Genomic DNA, 17450 nt, shown 5'->3' with positions numbered 1-17450 from the left:
ATTGGTCAGAAAATAGAAAGGAAACTAAAAAAATTAATTCGCTCATAGAAAACTTAACATCTGAAATTCGGTCAAATAAGAATAAAATAGAACAAGTTATCGAATACCATCAAATTCTCGTTTTTTCCTTAATTAAAAAGACCTGAATAACGTTAAACCTACATTTTAACGGAGTTAATACGCTGTCATTTGATAATAGTGTCTATCAAACCGCAATTCAACCCGGACTTTTTAATAATTTGGAAATCGAAAAGTCTCAGGCAATAAATAATATTTACACAAAACAAAGAGCTTATTAAGAGTATTCAAACTTATTATTATCAGGTTTGATTAGGATGGACTTTGAACAAAATGAAAAGTCCTTTCGGCGAATAGCAACGTATCTATCTATTACAATCACCGATGTTGTTTTCAAAGAGGAACAACTATTAGAAAATATGGCGGAAACACTTAAAATAATAGAATAAAGAGTTACCAACAAAGTAACCGCTCCTCCTCTGGCAAACAGGTGTACAAATGAACAATTTCTAAATAATTGACCTTAAATAAATTCTTTTAAGATCAGTATATAGTATTTAATCTGAGCAGGAACAAAATTATGATAAATCGTATGTGGTTGAAAGCGGTGATCATGCAAAACGACTTTCATAAAAGATGTAAATCAGTAAAGCAAACTGCAAAACCGCATCTCTAATGTCCCAGAACAAGCAATTAACTTCAAAAATTAGAAGGATAAGCGAGCAATATTTAAATAAGACAACAGACCTGAGTTAAAAACGAAATAGAACAAGACCTGGAGGTCAAAATTTATTTGTAAGTTTATTTCAAAAAACTATAGACCCATGAATCAGTTTCTAAACGTTTATCAAAATGTAAAAATACCTCAACGTCTAGAAAGTTTTTTTGAAACAGAAGATTACAAAAACTATAGCACTCATTTTGCCTGGGGATTGAAAGGTTTCTCAAGAGATGTAAAAGCTAAAATAAATTTTAGTTCAAAGGGCTTGGAAAAAATATTTGAATATTTCGCGGAACAAGGACTCAGTGAGAAACACCCATATTTCATACCATTTGCCATACTAAAAAATATGGAACCTTCTTGTTTCGTCATAGATCATAGAAACTCAGACTGTCCAGTTTTATTTTTTGATTGCGAAAAAGATCTTTTTTATGACCACAGCGCAAATCTTGATGAATTCTTAAATAGCTTATTAACAAGTAAAGAGAAGACTCCAATAAAGCGGGTTGAAGCAGCAACAAAGAAAGCGCAAACACTCATCAAAAAGAAAAATTATCCAGAAGCTATTGAGCAACTTTCAGGTGCTTTGCTAAACTACCCTGATCGTGATGATAATTCAATATTTGATAGCAATACCAAAACATTACCTAATGGATTTAAAACATTAGCGACTTGTTACTTACTAAATAAAAATCCTGAAAAGGCTAAAGAAGTATTGGAAAAAGGCGTGCACCGTAAACTATTTTCTTGCGGCGCTTACTTGGTAGAGGTTTATTCCAAAGGGTTGGGAGATTATCAAAAAGCCATTAAAGTGGGTGAGGAAGCATTACACAATATTAATAATATTGATAACTACAGAGCCTGGTGCGACCTTAGAGAAAATTTAGGTTTGGTGTACGTATTGGAAGGTATGGAAGAAGAGGCTAATAAAATGTACAAACAACTCCATGGTGGTAATATCGAAAATGCCAGAAAATCACTTCAGACCCTCATAAAAGAAAATCATTCTAATAAGGGTTTGGCAGAAGAAATCTTGACTTGGTTCACACCAAAAAAATGATTAAAGTTTATTTAATATAACCAGAAAACAAACAAAATGAACAAAGTTTCAAACAATCCGCATCACTTTATCATTTTTGGGATACCTACATTGATTATCGGGGCTATGATCCTCATTTCGAAATCATCCGTTTTTTTATCTAATCCAAACGGATTATCAGTAGGGATCACTGTTGATTTATTATTGACAGTTCCACTGATCTATTTTTTGTTAATTCGGAAAACAAGGATTCCCAAAACCACAGTGATACCCTTGATGGTTATCGGGTTTTTAGTCTGCACGTTAATCATTCCGGCACAGAATCAATATTATCTCGAGCTTTTTAAAACCTGGGTGCTGCCGGTAATTGAACTTTCAGTGATATCCTATGTGATTTATAATGTGCGTAACGCTATAAAGCGTTACAACACGTATAAAAATGAATCCGTTGACTTTTTTACTACCCTAAAAACCACTTGTAATGAAATACTCCCAAAACCCTTGGTTGCCCCTGTGGTGACCGAAATCGCGGTGTTTTATTATGGGTTTATTTACTGGAAAAAAAGAAAACTAAAAGAAAATGAATTCTCTTATCACAAAGATAGTGGCACTGTTGCTTTACTGATCGCAATCATTTTTATCATCGCTATAGAAACTGTGGTGTTACATATGCTCCTTGCAAAATGGAGCACTGTAACCGCCTGGATTTTGACCTTTCTAAGTATATATTCCGGAATTCAACTTTTTGGATTTTTAAAATCCATGTATAAAAGACCCATATCGATCACGAACGATCAATTGATTCTTCGATATGGAATGATGGGTGAAACGATTATTACTATCGCCAATATTGACAGCATAGACGTTTCTTCATCAGAAATTGAGTTGAATAAGGAAACTCGTAAACTTTCTTTTTTAGGGGAACTAGAAAGCCATAATGTTATCATTCGTTTAAAAAAGAAAAATACCCTGACCGGACTTTACGGAATAAAACGAAACTATAAGAATCTGGTGTTTTACATTGACAAAAAAGACGCTTTTAAAGACAGCATAAATAATCATTTACAGCAATATAAATAATAGCCCCCTAAATATTTTGTCAGAAAAAAAGATCTTAAAAGAATGTCACTAAAAATGCAAACAACAGCTTTTTTTGCGATCATTGTGAAGAATAACAAACATAAAAAATCACATAAGAGATGTACATAAAAAAATACAGTATTACTATTCACTTTTTTGATAATTGGTTGCCAACTAATGTGCGCTCAATCGATTTTAATAGAAAACATCAACCTGATTGATGTTGAAAGCGGAAAAATCAAATCAAAACAGCATCTCTTAATCGAGAGAGATAACATCTCGAAAATTTCGAGAATTTCTTCCGAAAAAATAAAAACAAATGAAAAAAATCCTAAGGTAATTGATGGAACAGGAGAATTTCTGTAGTTACTTTTCTGCGATAAACCGATTTTTGCAATCCAGAGGATTTTTAGATTATTTTAGAATCCATATATCATAAGCTGTAGCAGTAAACATTTAACATATGCATGCAAATAGTTACAGTTGGATATTGAAGTGAAAAATACGAAGTATTAGATTTACAACATTATTACCAGCAATAAAACGAAACGAAATGAAATGAAAGTAATATATATCGTATTAGTATTGATTCTTCTCTATTCCTGTAATGGCAAGAAACCGGATTCTAATAAAAAAGAGGATAAGGTGGCTGAGCGTGAAATAGTAGTTCCAGAATTTCATAAAATTATAGACTCAGCAAATGTTAAAGGTTCAATTGTAATCTATGACGTAAAAGACGCCACGTACTATTCGAATGATTTTCAATGGGCAAAAAAAGGAAAACTACCAGCTTCTACATTCAAGATAACGAATTCAATTATAGCTCTCGAAACGGGAATCGTGGAAAGCGACACTGCGCTCTTCAAATGGAACGGCGAAAAAAGGATGCTGAAGAATTGGGAACAAGATTTAATGTTTAGAGATGCTTTTCATTTTTCTTGTGTCCCTTGCTATCAAGAAGTAGCAAGGAAAATTGGAGTGAAAAATATGACTCAATATCTAAAAAAACTGAAATATGGGAATATGAAAGTTGATTCAACCAATATTGATTTATTCTGGCTTGAAGGAGAATCTCGAATTAGTCAATTTCAGCAAATAGGTTTTTTAAAGAGATTCTATAACTCTGAACTACAAATTTCTAAACGGACTGAAAGGATAATGAAAAGAATGATGGTAATTGAGACCAATAATGAGTACAAACTTAGTGGAAAAACTGGCTGGTCAATCAGAAATGGAAATAACAATGGATGGTTCGTTGGATACATTGAAAATCAATACTATACATATTTTTTCGCAACAAACATTGAACCTAACCGCCAATTTGAAATGGACATGTTTCCGATGATTAGAAAGGAAATAACTATGCAGGCATTCGAACAAATGAAAACAATTAAACAAAACCGTTAACAATCGCTTCTTTGAAAAACACTTATTACGAAAGCCATAAAACGAAAGTATAAACATAAAACTAAGGTCAATACTTTTCTAAAAAAACAGGGTATAATCCAATAACTGCTCATAGCTTAGACTACTATTTCTAATTAAAATTAAGAAGCCCAAGAACCTGCTGGATACAGTTTCTTGGGTTAAAATATCTATAACAAATGTAATTATTGTTTATTTAAAAGCAGTTTGAATATCAACTGCACCATTATAGGTCCCTTCTAAATTAACGTAAAGGTCGCTGGCATTCAAAGGTATCACGATCATTGTCTCTGCGTCCCCTAATGTGTTGGAACGAACACTAATTGTCAAATCAAGTTCGCGCGAATTATAACCTAATCCATTAGGCACCTGATATTCAACTCCTCCTCCTATTTGTGGTGTGGAATAAGACAGTGCATCTTTTGGCTTAAAAGTTACTACTGCGTCTACATTCTTTCCGTCTTTTACTATTGCATTTAAGTTGTTCCCTACGTGTACATTAATATGTTTAACACTCATGTTATTAAATTTCTATGAACCTACTCTATTTAAAATCGGTTTTTCGGATTCCACCTTTGTAATAAAAACATCATCCTAGTTACTGGATAGCTTGTTTTCCTTTATCACATTACAAATATCTAATGATACTTTTTTGTTTTTTAGAGTAGAAATACCTGATTTTTTAAAAAAAAGATGAAAAAAGCCAATATTCTTAACCTCTTACTTATAGAATTCTCATTTTGTTATGTGAGAATTTTTATACTATTTTTAGAATCTACATACAAAATATCCATAACAGTATCCACCTAATTATACAGGTGGAAAATGGTTACAGTTGGATATATAAACTAAATATGTGCGATATTAGATGTATAATATTGCTAGGAATCAAAATGAAAACTAGAAAATGAATAAAGACGAGTATAAAAATAAATTTAAAGAAGATGATGCCGTTGGTTGGTTAAGTATAGATAAATTGACAGAGAAACTATATCCAAACCAAGAACCTAAACATTATGGAACAATTATCAAATATATGCTCGGCGGAGAAGATCCACTAGATGGAGTAAGCATTTACGAAAGCAAAAACCAGAAAGACCATTACCATTTTGTGTCTTATGGAATGTCCAGTCTATATTACGATTTGGAAAACTGTGAAGAAGAATATAGTGGATGGGGATTTGAATTTACATTTAGACTAATCCCTTTTGAAGAAGATAATGAAGATCCTAAATGGGCGATATCTTTAATGCAGAATCTCGGAAAATATGTTTTCAATAGCAAAAAATGGTTTGAAGAATATCATTTCATTCCTGCAAATGGTCCTATTAGGTTAAATACAGAAACTGATATTACCGCAATCGCTTTTATTGAAGACCCGGAGATGGGAAAAATTAATACGCCTAATGGAGAAATTCAGTTTTTACAAATGGTAGGAATTACTTCGAGCGAATATGCACAACTAAAACAAAATCCTAAAACAACCGAAACTAAGAGAATACTGGACAGTCTAAAAAAAGAAAATCCATTATTAATAACTGACTTAAAGAGAAAATAACACAACTGCAATCGACGCATATATTGCTTTTATTTAATAAGGAAACAAGCGCATCGTACAAAAGAAATTGTAGACCAAAAATTATGAAAAAAAATATTACAATCCTTGTGTGTGGAATTTTGTTAGCTTTAATTTCTTGTAAATCAGAAATTAGAACACCTGAATTGGAAAAACACTTCTCATCAAATCAAATTTCAGATGTAAATAAAATAACAGAATTCTTTACTGAACAAATTTGCAAGAATAATAAAAAGTCTGATTTCAAAAGTTGTTTTGAAAAAATGCTTCCCGAATTAGTACAAAATGGTTGGAAACCTATCCGTGAAATTGTTGATTTTGAAAAACAAAAAGAAATGTATAATTCAATCTCAAATGAGACTTTTAATGAGATTTGGAATTACCACAAAAGACAAAACCTTACCAAAGAAGTCGAATACAACTCAATTGGGATAAATACATCTGGAAAATATATAAATTACCTGAAAGAAATAGGAAGTAAAAACAACTATGTTGCTAAATATGTCGAAGAAATCTCTGCCTCTGGTGATGTACCCAGTAGAGCTTCTGTTCAAAATCACATCTTCGAAAATCCAAATGATTTAAATTTGATGGATCCTAATATTCAGGTATTAATTGCTATTAATTATTTGACACAAAATAACCGATAAAAGTGGGATAAATGAGAATTAAATTATTGTACGCGATACTATATGTGCAATCATCGTGATCCTATCTACCATCTAATTGACAAATACTTAAAAAATTACTTATTTGAGATTAGTTGTCCAATTCAAAATATTATACTATCTATTAAAAAATTCAAAATAACCCTTTGATAATATTTGGTTGACCAATAATTGCATCCCTGAAAATTTTTTGATACTTTCTACGTTATATAATCGTAACCCACATCGCCAAATCATGATAAAACAAACGCTATCAGTACTGCTGCTTATTTCATTTTTTACACTATCTGCTCAAAACACCTACTACGTCTCTCAAACTTTTGGTAATAATATGAATACTGGTTCACAAGCATCACCCTGGAAAACCATACAATTTGGAGTGGATCAACTAGATCCTGGTGATATCCTGAATGTAGAAGCCGGAACCTATACAGAGATTGTAACATTTAGTGGTTCATCAAATTCTGGTGTATCGGATAGCCCAATTACTGTGCAATCCATTGGGAATGTAATAATTGACGGAAGTTCTATAACTCCAACCGGAAGAAAAGGATTGATCACCATTTCAGGAGCAAGTCATTTGATTATAGATGGTTTTGAATTACAAAACTATCAAACTCCAAATCCGGTAAGTAATGACAATAACACTCCTATCGGAATTTTGATAGAAGGTACTTGCAACAATCTAATAATTCGAAATAACAAAATCCACGATATAAAAAACTTCTCCTCATGCTCTCAAAATAGTGGCTGTGGTACGGGTGCAAATGGCATTGCAGTATATGGAGATACCACCTCAGGGATTCAGAACATAGAATTAATAGCTAATGAAGTATATGAGTGTGTTACGGCATCTAGTGAATCTTTTACCATCAATGGTAATGTAAACGGATTTAAAGTAATTGATAACTATGTTCACGATAACAACAATATCGGATTTGATTTTATCGGTTTCGAGGATGATGTCTGTGCAGCTTGTGGAGATGATAATCAGGCAAGGAATGGTATCGTCAAAGGCAATCGTGCTATACGCAATACAATCTTTGGGAATCCCTCTTTAGGTGTTCCGGCAAATCCGTGGTATCAATCGGAAATCAATAACAACGAAGGAAATGCCGGTGGATTCTATGTAGATGGCGGTCGCAATATCATTTTTGACAGTAATTTATCCGCAGAAAATGATTTGGGCTTCGAATTTGGTAGTGAAAACCAGTTTAGAGAGACATCAGATATCCTTATGATTAATAACTATGTCTACAACAATAAAGAAAATGGGGTCATTACAGGAGGCTACTCTTCAACCGAAGATGATCCCGATGGTGGTGGCGGAGACGCAGTTAGAATTTATATCTACAATAATTCCTTCTATAAAAACAAAGGATGGGGAAGCGAAGTTGTATTTCAAAATCGTGTTAAAGATAGTCGAGTTGCTAATAATATTTTCTTCGGAGAATCATCTACTGCTGCCTGTCACGAAGACTTCAATCCAAGCTCCAATACTAATAATACTTGGGGAACGAATCTCTGGTGGGGAACTTCGGTATCAGGATCAGTACCGGGAACCTCTATCACTCAAAATCCTAATTTTACAGATCCGGATACTGGCAACCTAGATATACAAGAATCCTCTACTTCGGCTATTGATGAAGGAATCATACAAAATGATATTAATACCTGGACAGATTCATTTTGGGATACCAATTTTCCACCTAACGGAACGATAACAGTACACGGAAATACAGATTATAACGGAAACAATCGATTTGTAAACACCATCGATCTCGGAGCTTCTGAGTACAGCAGTACTCTGGGAATAGGAGACTTTCAGGAAAAACCAGTACCTATGACTTACCCCAATCCTGTGAAGAATATAATTAATTTTTCTACTTCTGACGGAGACTATAAGTATACAATCTACGATCTTACTGGTAAAAAATTAGCTCAAGGAAAAGCGACTGATAAAATTATGGTTTCTGACCTTCGAGCTGGAATATACATCTTATCACTGGAAGATACAAAGAGTTCCTGGTCTTATAAATTTGTTAAGGAGTAACAGCTAATGATTGCTTTTATTTAAATTAGGCGATCAAATACATACAAATGAAATTACTGCTTACCTCAACTCTCTTTTTATTTTCAATTATCATTACCGCCCAAACTGATCAAAGAATATATGAAATCATAGATGCAGTTTCTTCGGAAAGAATAGAAGCTGATATCAAAAAATTAGCTGGTTTTGGCACACGACATACATTAAGCGACACCATTTCTACCACACGAGGAATTGGGGCTGCAAGAAGATGGATAAAGTCTGAGTTTGATAAGATTTCCAAAGATTGTAATAATTGTCTAGAAGTTTTTTACCAAAAAGATCTCGTAAAAAAAGGAACAAATCAACGAATCATCAAAGATGTGATGGTAGTAAATGTAGTGGCTATACAGAGAGGTACTAAATACCCGAATCGCTTTATCATAATGAGTGGCGATATCGATTCGCGCATCACAGATCCAACCAATTTTACAGATGATGCTCCGGGAGCAAATGATAATGCTAGCGGAATGGCCGGAGCTATCGAGGCTGCCAGAGTATTGTCAGAATACAAGTTCGAAAACAGTATTATATATGTTGGATTATCAGGAGAAGAGCAAGGATTATTTGGTGGTAAAGGATTAGCCGCTTATGCCAAGGATAAAAACTGGGATATTATTGGTGTTCTGAATAATGATATGATTGGAAATATAAAAGGCGTTGATGGAGTAATTGACAATAGAACTTTTAGAATATTTTCTGAACCTACCAATCTTACAGATGATGAAAAAATGGTTGAACGTAGACGTTTTTACGGTGGTGAAGTTGACGGAATATCCCGTCAATTAGCACGACATATTCATAAGACTACTAAGACCTATATGCCGGAAATGAATCCGATGATGATTTATCGTTTGGATCGTTTTGGTCGCGGCGGTCATCACCGTCCATTTAATGATGCAGGATTTGCAGGAATCCGAATTATGGAGGCACACGAAAATTATACGCAACAACATCAGGATATCAGAGTTGAAAATGGTATCAAATATGGAGATGTTGTCGAGCACGTTAATTTTGATTACGCCGCAAAATTAACAGCTGTTAACGCTATCAACCTGGCTAGTATTGCTTGGGCACCACCTGCTCCTACAGAAGTAAAAATTGGTGGAATTGTAGAGCCATCTGCCAAATTCAAATGGAAAAAAGCAAATGACCCAAATATAAAAGGGTATAAAATCTATTGGAGGGACACCACATCTCCAACTTGGGATTATAGTCGTTTTGTTGGCAACGTCGATAATTTCACCTTAGATGGTATTGTTATTGATAATTACTTTTTTGGTATCGCAACCGTAGGAAAAAATGGACACGAAAGCCCCGTGGTATTTCCTTCCGGAGTATTTAGATAACACAACCTTTCTTATTAAATTAACCACAATAAACATAACCACTTTTAATGAAAATTATTAAAACACTTTCGGTACTATTCTTATTTGCTCTAATCTCTTGCAAACAAGAAGGAATTAAAAGAAAATTACCACCACCCTTGGATATAGCAGAAAACCTATCCGTTCCTGCAAAAGGCAAAGTAATCATTCACGAAAACTTCAAATCTGAATATGTTACCCCCAGAAACGTAGAAGTATTTCTACCAGATGGATATGAAGCTGATTCAGAAGTAAAGTACAAAGTTCTTTATATGCATGACGGGCAAAATGTATTTAATCCAAAGACATCCTACACCGGAATTGACTGGGGCGTAGATGAAACGGTGGATAGTTTGATAAAAGTTGGAAAGATTCAAAAGACCATTGTGGTTGCTGCCTGGAATGGAGAAAAGAAACGCTTTTCAGAATATATGCCAAAAGCACCGGCTGAAGCTACCAGCAGCGCTGAAGTAAAAGCCGCCTTAAAACAAAATACGGGATTCGATGATTTGTATTCTGATGATTATCTGAAATTCTTGGTAGAAGAATTAAAACCATTTATTGACAAGACATATAACGTTTCGACCAAAACTGAAGACACATCTATTATGGGATCCTCTATGGGAGGATTAATATCTCTATATGCGATCTGTAAATACCCCGAAGTTTTTGGCGCTGCAGGATGCGTATCTACCCATTGGCCGGTTCCCGTTTTGGGAGAAGCCTATATGCAAACATTGCCTTCTACCCTTCCGGATCCGGCAACTCACAAAATTTATTTCGATTTTGGAACTGAAACATTAGACGCCCAATACGAACCATTTCAAAAAAGGGTAGATCAAATGATGAAAGATAAAGGGTATACAGAAGGAAAAAATTGGATTACCAAGAAGTTTGAAGGCGCTGCACACCACGAAAAAAGCTGGAATGAACGCGTACATATCCCGCTTGAATTTTTACTACAATAAATTAAACCAAAAAAAATGACTAGGTTTTTCTTTACCATATGTTTTGTTTGCGGATTATCATCAATTTTCTCGCAAACATCTCTTTTTGATCAGCAACAACAATTTACCAAGCAAGATACGCTAAGAGGTTCTATTACTCCAGAAAGAGCTTGGTGGGATCTCTCTTATTACCATCTGGACATATCTGTAGATCCTGATAAAAAAACTATCGAAGGAAAAAACACCATACATTATAAAGTATTGGAAAATCATAATGTGTTACAAGTAGATTTGCAACCTCCTTTGGTTATAGAAAAAGTAGTACAAGACGGAAAAGAGTTAAAAGTAACTTCAGAAGGAAATGCACACTTTATTACGCTCGATAAAAAACAAAAAAAAGGCACTATCAACTCTTTAGAAGTATATTATAGTGGAAAACCCAGAGAAGCCGTTCGTGCGCCATGGGATGGTGGTATTTCTTGGAAAAAAGATGCTAACGGAAAACATTTTGTTGCATCTTCCTGTCAGGGATTAGGAGCCAGCGTTTGGTGGCCAAACAAGGATCATATGTATGATGAAGTGGATAGCATGCTAGTAAGTGTTACGGTTCCAAAAGGTTTGATGAATGTAGGCAATGGAAGACTTCGTAAAGTAGAAGAACGTGATCCAGACACAAAAACATTTCACTGGTTTGTAAGCAATCCAATCAATAACTACGGAGTTAACATTAATATTGGAGACTATGTACATTTTGGCGAAAAGTATGAAGGAGAAAAAGGTGAGCTGGATATGGATTACTATGTTTTAAGAGATAATCTCGAAGCAGCCAAAAAACAATTTAAAGATGCACCTAGAACCATGAAAGCCTTTGAATATTGGTTTGGGCCATATCCTTTTTATGAGGATAGTTTTAAACTAGTAGAAGTGCCTTATTTAGGAATGGAACATCAAAGCTCTGTTACCTACGGAAATAAATATGTAAATGGATATCTGGGTAATGATTTATCCGGAACTGGTTGGGGTTTAAAGTTTGATTTTATCATCATACACGAATCCGGTCACGAATGGTTTGCTAATAATATCACCTATAAAGATATAGCAGACATGTGGATTCATGAAAGTTTCACAGCCTATTCAGAAAATTTATTTCTGGATTATCATTACGGCAAAGAAGCTTCTTCAGAATATGTAATTGGTACTCGACAGGGTATTAGAAACGACAAACCTATTATTGGTCAATATGACGTAAATCACGAAGGCTCTAGTGATATGTACTATAAAGGTGCTAATATGCTACATACCCTACGCCAACTTATAGAAGATGACGAGAAATGGAGATCCATCCTTAGAGGACTTAACAAAGAGTTTTATCATCAAACGGTTACCACAAAACAAATTGAAGATTATATTAGTGAGAAAACCAAAATTGATCTGACGGCCTTTTTTAATCAGTATTTAAGAGATACCAGAATACCTACTTTAGAATACGGTTTTGATGATAACGGATTAAAATATCGATATATCGATACCGTAGAAGATTTTGATATGCCTGTGCGGCTAAAAATTGATGGAAAAGATCAATGGGTGCAGCCCAATGCAGAATGGCAAGTATTAAAGGTCAAAGCTGATGAAATTGGTATTGACCCCAATTTTTATATAAAAGCTAAATCCATTTAATAAAAGAACGTGTGAAAATTTACTTTCCACAGTGGCAAGGATCAGGAACCGGAAAGGTAATCGAAAATGGAGCGAAAGCTATTTTAGATTATTTAAATGATCCTGAATTTGTTCAAATTCCATTATCAAAAATTTTGGCAGGAAAAAATGGAGAAAAAAAACACAATATCAACAACTATGATGCAATAAAAGAACAACTAACCAGACTGAAAGAATACACAAACCAAACACAACCTAAAACCATCAAAACGATTGGAGGAGATTGCGGATTAGAAATTGTTCCTGTTTCCTATCTCAATTATAAATATCCGAATCTCGGAGTTATTTGGTTTGATGCCCACGCAGATATTAATAAACCCTGTGAGTCGCCAAGTTGTAATTTTCACGGTATGCCGCTAAGAATATTGCTAGGTGAAGGTGCTGAAGATATGAACCCACTACTGTTTTCTACTATCAAAGCCTCACAAATCCATTATATCGGTGTAAGGGATTTAGATGATTTAGAACAAATCAGAATTAATGAGGATGAAATCTACGCGCCAAAAAAAACAGATATTACTGAATTGACTCATATTTTAAAATCAAAAAACATCACGAATCTCTATTTGCATTTTGATTTTGATTGTTTGGAGCCAAAAGATTATGATAAAACTTATTATCAGGTACCTCAAGGTATTACAATTGCTGAAGCCGAAGAAGCTATCAAGGCTTTACAAGAAAACTTTAGAATTGTTGGTAGTAGTGTATTAGAATCAATCACAACTGAACTTTCAGAATTACAACCTGTAGAAGAAATTATCCATTTATTGATGAAATAACTTTTTCTAAATAACAATAAATCCCAATACGTTAACACCACTATATGACTGCATATATTATCTCATTTATAGCTGCAATGATTCTAGGAATGTCAAAATCCGGATTAAAGGGTATGGGAATTCTTATCGTAACCATGATGGCCTTGGTTTATGGAGCGAAAGCATCTACCGGCATCGTTTTACCGCTTTTAATTTTTGCTGATATTTTAGCAGTGATCTATTACAATCGACATAAGCAATGGAAATATCTTATCAAATTTCTTCCCTGGATGATTGGCGGAGTACTAGTTGCTGTTTTTGTTGGTAAGAATCTTAGTGAAGAAGTTTTTAAAAGAGGAATGGCCATTATCATAATTATCAGTGTTGTCATTATGTTTCTTTGGGAACGATATGAAAAGAAAAATATCCCTACTGCAATGTGGTTTGCAGGTTCTACAGGTTTTTTAGCGGGATTCACCACAATGATAGGTAATTTGGCTGGAGCATTTTCTAATATTTTCTTTCTTGCGATGCGGATTCCAAAGAATGAATTTATTGGTACTGCCGCCTGGTTGTTTTTCATCATTAATCTCGTAAAACTACCATTTCACGTTTTTAGTTGGAAAACGGTAACACAACAATCTTTATTGATTGATTTATATTTAATACCAGGAGTGCTGCTAGGGTTTATTATCGGACTAAAAGTGGTAAAGCTTTTTAAAGATCAGCAGTATCGAAGGTTTATTTTAATTATGACTGCAATTGGTGGGATCATCATTCTGCTCAGATAAACAAAATCTTATAAAAACGTTATTTAAGATAACTTTCTCATATGTTTATAGGCGTATAGATTATCTTTATAATAAAACGACGCTATGTTTACATTATTTAAGAAAAAATCGGAAAAAGAAGTACTTCAGAAAAAGTATCGATCTCTAATGGAAGAGTCTTATAAGTTGTCACATACAAATCGCAAAGCCAGTGATGACAAACAAGCCGAAGCTGATTTAATCCTTAAAAAAATAGAACAACTACAGGAATAGTATATAAGGTTTCTGTCCAAAAGTTATGAACCTGATACTATCATATACGTATTTATTTTTAATGACAACTTCTCTGCTTATTTTTGATTTTGATAAAAATAGTAACCTTTCTAATTGGAATGTAGTTGATGATGGCGTAATGGGAGGTTTGTCTCAAGGGAATTTTGAAATTAATAATGAAGGAAATGCAGTTTTTTCAGGAACCGTTTCTTTAGAAAATAATGGAGGATTTTCGTCGGTCCGTTATCGTTTTGATACGAAAAATGTCAAAGGATATACTAAGGTGTTGATACGATTGAGAGGAGATAAAAAGAAATATCAATTCAGAATAAAAACGAATGCCAATGACCGCTTTTCATATATCGCCAATTTTGAAACAACCGGTGATTGGCAAACTATCGAGATTTCCTTATCAGAAATGTATCCGGCTTTTAGAGGTAGAAAACTTGATATACCCAACTATCCTGCAGAAATAATGCAAGAAATTGCCTTTCTTATTGGTAATAAAAAAGCAGAGCAGTTTAGGTTAGAAATAGATACAATAGAATTGAAGTAAATATCCGAAATCAACCTCCTGACAAAAGTCATAGAAAAATGTTTTAGTTTTTTCGACCTTTATACTTGTTTTGATTTAAACACTAAACTATGAAACGGTTACTGCTTTTAATGGTTCTACTTTCAGGTATATGGGCTTGTAAAAAACAAATAACCACTCAAAAACAAGAGATTCCCGAGTCAAATTCAGCACAACAAAAAAAAGAAAATAAAGGAATCGCCCAATCATCTCCTTTTATAAAAGAGTTGGTCACATTTGCTAATATAAAAGCAAATGATAGTTCTGATATTGATAAACTATTTCAGGTAAAAATCATTGACTCGACTGGAAAAATATTTCCTTCGAATATAACAGAGGGTATCGATCTATACAAAAAGGCAGTAACATCTCAACAACAAATCACACTACCAATTTTTGAAATTGCCAACTCTGATCAAGTTATTCTTTTTGCTGTTGGTAAAGGTTATATGGATGTTATATGGGCTAAAATTTTGATCAATAAAAACTCACAAGAAATTAGTAAAATTGCATTTGATCACAAAGCGGAATCCGAAGGTTACGGAGCAGAAATAACCTATGCCACATTTGAAAATAAGTTCACCGGCACAAAAATATCCTTAACGCAAAACACTTTCGGTCTAATGCAAAATGGTAAAAATCTTATCAAAGGAGATAAAAAAATCGACGGAATATCAGGGGCAACCATCACCAGCCACGCTGTCATACAAATGCTAAATGAAAGATTAAAAAAATATCAAAGTTATTTACTCGATTAATATTCTTAATATGATAAAAACATAAATTCGACTAATTCTTAAGATGAATTTCGTTAAGACTCTCCATTCTATTTCTTTCTAAGAAAGCATCGATGGTTTCAAAATGTTCGATAACACGCTTGTCCTTAAACTCAAAAACTTTATTCGATAATCCTCTCAAAAAATCACGGTCATGAGATACTAATATCAAAGTACCATCAAAAGCTAGTAAAGCTTCTTTTAGAACATCTTTAGACCTGATATCCAAATGATTTGTTGGTTCATCGAGAATTAATACGTTTACCGGTTCCAACAGTAATTTTACCATAGCCAATCGTGTTCTTTCTCCACCAGAAAGGACTCCAACTTTTTTATCAATATGATCTCCACTAAACATAAATTGTCCTAATATGTTCTTGATCTGCGTTCTTACATCGCCTTTGGCTACCTCATCGACTGTTTGGAATACGGTGAGATTAGGATCTAATAAAGCTGCTTGGTTTTGAGCAAAGTATCCAACCTTCGCATTGTGCCCCAGATCACATTGTCCTTCAAAATCAATTTCTCCCATAATGGCCTTGATCATCGTGGATTTTCCTTCACCATTTCTTCCTACAAAAGAGACCTTTTCTCCTCTTGCTATAGACATACTGGCATCTTTAAACACCACATGATCGTCGTACTTTTTAGACAAATCTTTAGCGATAACAGGATAATCACCCGAGCGAGCTGAGGGAGGAAACCTAAGCTTTAAAGAAGAAGTATCTACCTCATCAATCTCAATAATATCTAATTTTTCCAACATACGCTCACGAGAATTCACCTGATTCGTCTTAGAATAGGTGCCTTTAAATCTTTCTATAAATTGCTTGGTATCAGCAATAAACTTTTGCTGTTCCTGATATGCTTTTATCTGATGTGAGCGTCTTTCCTCTCTCAATTGTAAATAATGTGTGTAATTGGCCTTATAATCATAGATTCTACCCATAGTAACTTCTATGGTTCTATTCGTAATATTATCTATAAATGCTTTATCATGAGAAATTACAATCACTGCTTTTGCCTTATTAAGCAAAAAGTCCTCTAACCATATTACTGATTCGATATCCACGTGATTGGTTGGCTCATCAAGGAGAATCAGGTCTGGTTTTTGTAATAATATTTTAGCCAGCTCAATACGCATTCTCCATCCACCACTAAATTCGCTTGTAGGTCTCGTAAAATCTTCTCTTTTAAAACCTAATCCTTGTAATGCTTTTTCTACCTCCGCATCATAATTAACCTCCTCAATTGCATAAAACTTTTCTCCTAAGTCAGTCACTTTCTGAATGATATTCATGTACTCCTCAGAATCGTAATCCGTACGAGTTTCGAGCTCTTTGTTAAGTCGATCCATTTCTTGCTGCATCTCGTGAATTTGACCAAAAGCTTTGGATGCTTCTTCAAAAACCGTACAATCGTCATCAGTCAACAAATGCTGTGGTAGATAAGCAATCACCGCTTCTTTCGGGCAGCGTACATTTCCTCTGGTTGCTTTTTGTGCTCCGGCAATGATCTTCATCATAGTGGATTTTCCGGCTCCATTCTTACCCATTAGGGCAATTTTATCGTTTTCATTAATCACAAAAGAAACATTACTAAATAATGTTTCTCCACTAAACTCTACAGCAATTCCATCTACAGAAATCATAT

At 34.1% G+C, this 17450-nt stretch carries 16 protein-coding genes; 14 read left to right on the top strand and 2 right to left on the bottom strand.

What is annotated here, in order from left to right; genetic code table 11:
- The first annotated feature begins 842 nt into the window (after positions 1 to 842).
- The 3 genes from ACE94K_RS11495 (at position 843) to blaOXA (ending at position 4265) form a co-directional block, all read left to right on the top strand.
- The gene (locus ACE94K_RS11495; RefSeq protein ID WP_378172120.1) at positions 843 to 1799 is read left to right on the top strand and encodes a tetratricopeptide repeat protein; all 957 of its coding nucleotides are present in this window, start codon (positions 843 to 845) and stop codon (positions 1797 to 1799) included.
- A 36-nt stretch (positions 1800 to 1835) separates the two neighbouring features.
- Positions 1836 to 2858 carry a hypothetical protein gene (locus tag ACE94K_RS11490; protein ID WP_378172117.1) on the top strand — a complete coding sequence of 341 codons (1023 nt, stop codon included), beginning with the start codon at positions 1836 to 1838 and terminating at the stop codon, positions 2856 to 2858.
- 558 nt (positions 2859 to 3416) lie between these two features.
- Positions 3417 to 4265 (top strand): class D beta-lactamase, encoded by an 849-nt coding sequence (blaOXA, locus tag ACE94K_RS11485; RefSeq protein ID WP_378172114.1) that lies wholly within the window; start codon positions 3417 to 3419, stop codon positions 4263 to 4265.
- Between the two features lie 210 nt (positions 4266 to 4475).
- Here blaOXA and ACE94K_RS11480 read toward each other — a convergent pair whose 3' ends face one another.
- Positions 4476 to 4802 carry a hypothetical protein gene (locus tag ACE94K_RS11480; protein ID WP_378172111.1) on the bottom strand — a complete coding sequence of 109 codons (327 nt, stop codon included), beginning with the start codon at positions 4800 to 4802 and terminating at the stop codon, positions 4476 to 4478.
- Between the two features lie 388 nt (positions 4803 to 5190).
- Here ACE94K_RS11480 and ACE94K_RS11475 point away from each other — a divergent pair, with 388 nt between their 5' ends.
- The 11 genes from ACE94K_RS11475 to ACE94K_RS11425 all read left to right on the top strand — a co-directional run bounded on the left by ACE94K_RS11475 (position 5191) and on the right by ACE94K_RS11425 (position 15779).
- Positions 5191 to 5841 carry a suppressor of fused domain protein gene (locus ACE94K_RS11475; RefSeq protein ID WP_378172108.1) on the top strand — a complete coding sequence of 217 codons (651 nt, stop codon included), beginning with the start codon at positions 5191 to 5193 and terminating at the stop codon, positions 5839 to 5841.
- 83 nt (positions 5842 to 5924) lie between these two features.
- Entirely contained in the window at positions 5925 to 6509 is a 585-nt protein-coding gene (locus ACE94K_RS11470) for a hypothetical protein (RefSeq protein ID WP_378172105.1), read from the top strand.
- A gap of 253 nt (positions 6510 to 6762) precedes the next feature.
- Positions 6763 to 8580: a T9SS type A sorting domain-containing protein gene (locus ACE94K_RS11465; RefSeq protein WP_378172102.1), complete on the top strand. Its 1818-nt coding sequence runs from the start codon at positions 6763 to 6765 to the stop codon at positions 8578 to 8580.
- 47 nt (positions 8581 to 8627) lie between these two features.
- On the top strand, positions 8628 to 9965 hold the full coding sequence (locus ACE94K_RS11460; protein ID WP_378172099.1) for a M28 family peptidase: 1338 nt from the start codon (positions 8628 to 8630) through the stop codon (positions 9963 to 9965).
- 47 nt (positions 9966 to 10012) lie between these two features.
- The gene (locus tag ACE94K_RS11455) at positions 10013 to 10951 is read left to right on the top strand and encodes an alpha/beta hydrolase (protein ID WP_378172096.1); all 939 of its coding nucleotides are present in this window, start codon (positions 10013 to 10015) and stop codon (positions 10949 to 10951) included.
- 15 nt (positions 10952 to 10966) lie between these two features.
- Positions 10967 to 12607 (top strand): M1 family metallopeptidase, encoded by a 1641-nt coding sequence (locus ACE94K_RS11450; protein ID WP_378172093.1) that lies wholly within the window; start codon positions 10967 to 10969, stop codon positions 12605 to 12607.
- Between the two features lie 11 nt (positions 12608 to 12618).
- The gene (locus ACE94K_RS11445) at positions 12619 to 13425 is read left to right on the top strand and encodes an arginase family protein (protein WP_378172090.1); all 807 of its coding nucleotides are present in this window, start codon (positions 12619 to 12621) and stop codon (positions 13423 to 13425) included.
- Positions 13426 to 13469: 44 nt separating this feature from the next.
- A complete protein-coding gene (locus ACE94K_RS11440) occupies positions 13470 to 14195 on the top strand; it encodes a sulfite exporter TauE/SafE family protein (protein WP_378172087.1) in 726 nt (241 codons plus the stop codon).
- Between the two features lie 84 nt (positions 14196 to 14279).
- A complete protein-coding gene (locus ACE94K_RS11435) occupies positions 14280 to 14447 on the top strand; it encodes a Lacal_2735 family protein (RefSeq protein ID WP_378172085.1) in 168 nt (55 codons plus the stop codon).
- 25 nt (positions 14448 to 14472) lie between these two features.
- Complete coding sequence (locus ACE94K_RS11430) at positions 14473 to 15003, top strand: CIA30 family protein (RefSeq protein ID WP_378172082.1); 531 nt, start codon at positions 14473 to 14475, stop codon at positions 15001 to 15003.
- An 89-nt stretch (positions 15004 to 15092) separates the two neighbouring features.
- Positions 15093 to 15779 (top strand): FMN-binding protein, encoded by a 687-nt coding sequence (locus ACE94K_RS11425; RefSeq protein ID WP_378172079.1) that lies wholly within the window; start codon positions 15093 to 15095, stop codon positions 15777 to 15779.
- 31 nt (positions 15780 to 15810) lie between these two features.
- Here ACE94K_RS11425 and ACE94K_RS11420 read toward each other — a convergent pair whose 3' ends face one another.
- Complete coding sequence (locus ACE94K_RS11420; RefSeq protein ID WP_378172076.1) at positions 15811 to 17448, bottom strand: ABC-F family ATP-binding cassette domain-containing protein; 1638 nt, start codon at positions 17446 to 17448, stop codon at positions 15811 to 15813.
- Positions 17449 to 17450 lie beyond the last annotated feature (2 nt).

Source organism: Aquimarina besae (assembly GCF_042434905.1).
GTDB lineage: Bacteria > Bacteroidota > Bacteroidia > Flavobacteriales > Flavobacteriaceae > Aquimarina.
The sequence above is the reverse complement of the archived record's forward strand: the minus strand, read 5'-3'. Positions and strand labels throughout refer to the sequence as shown.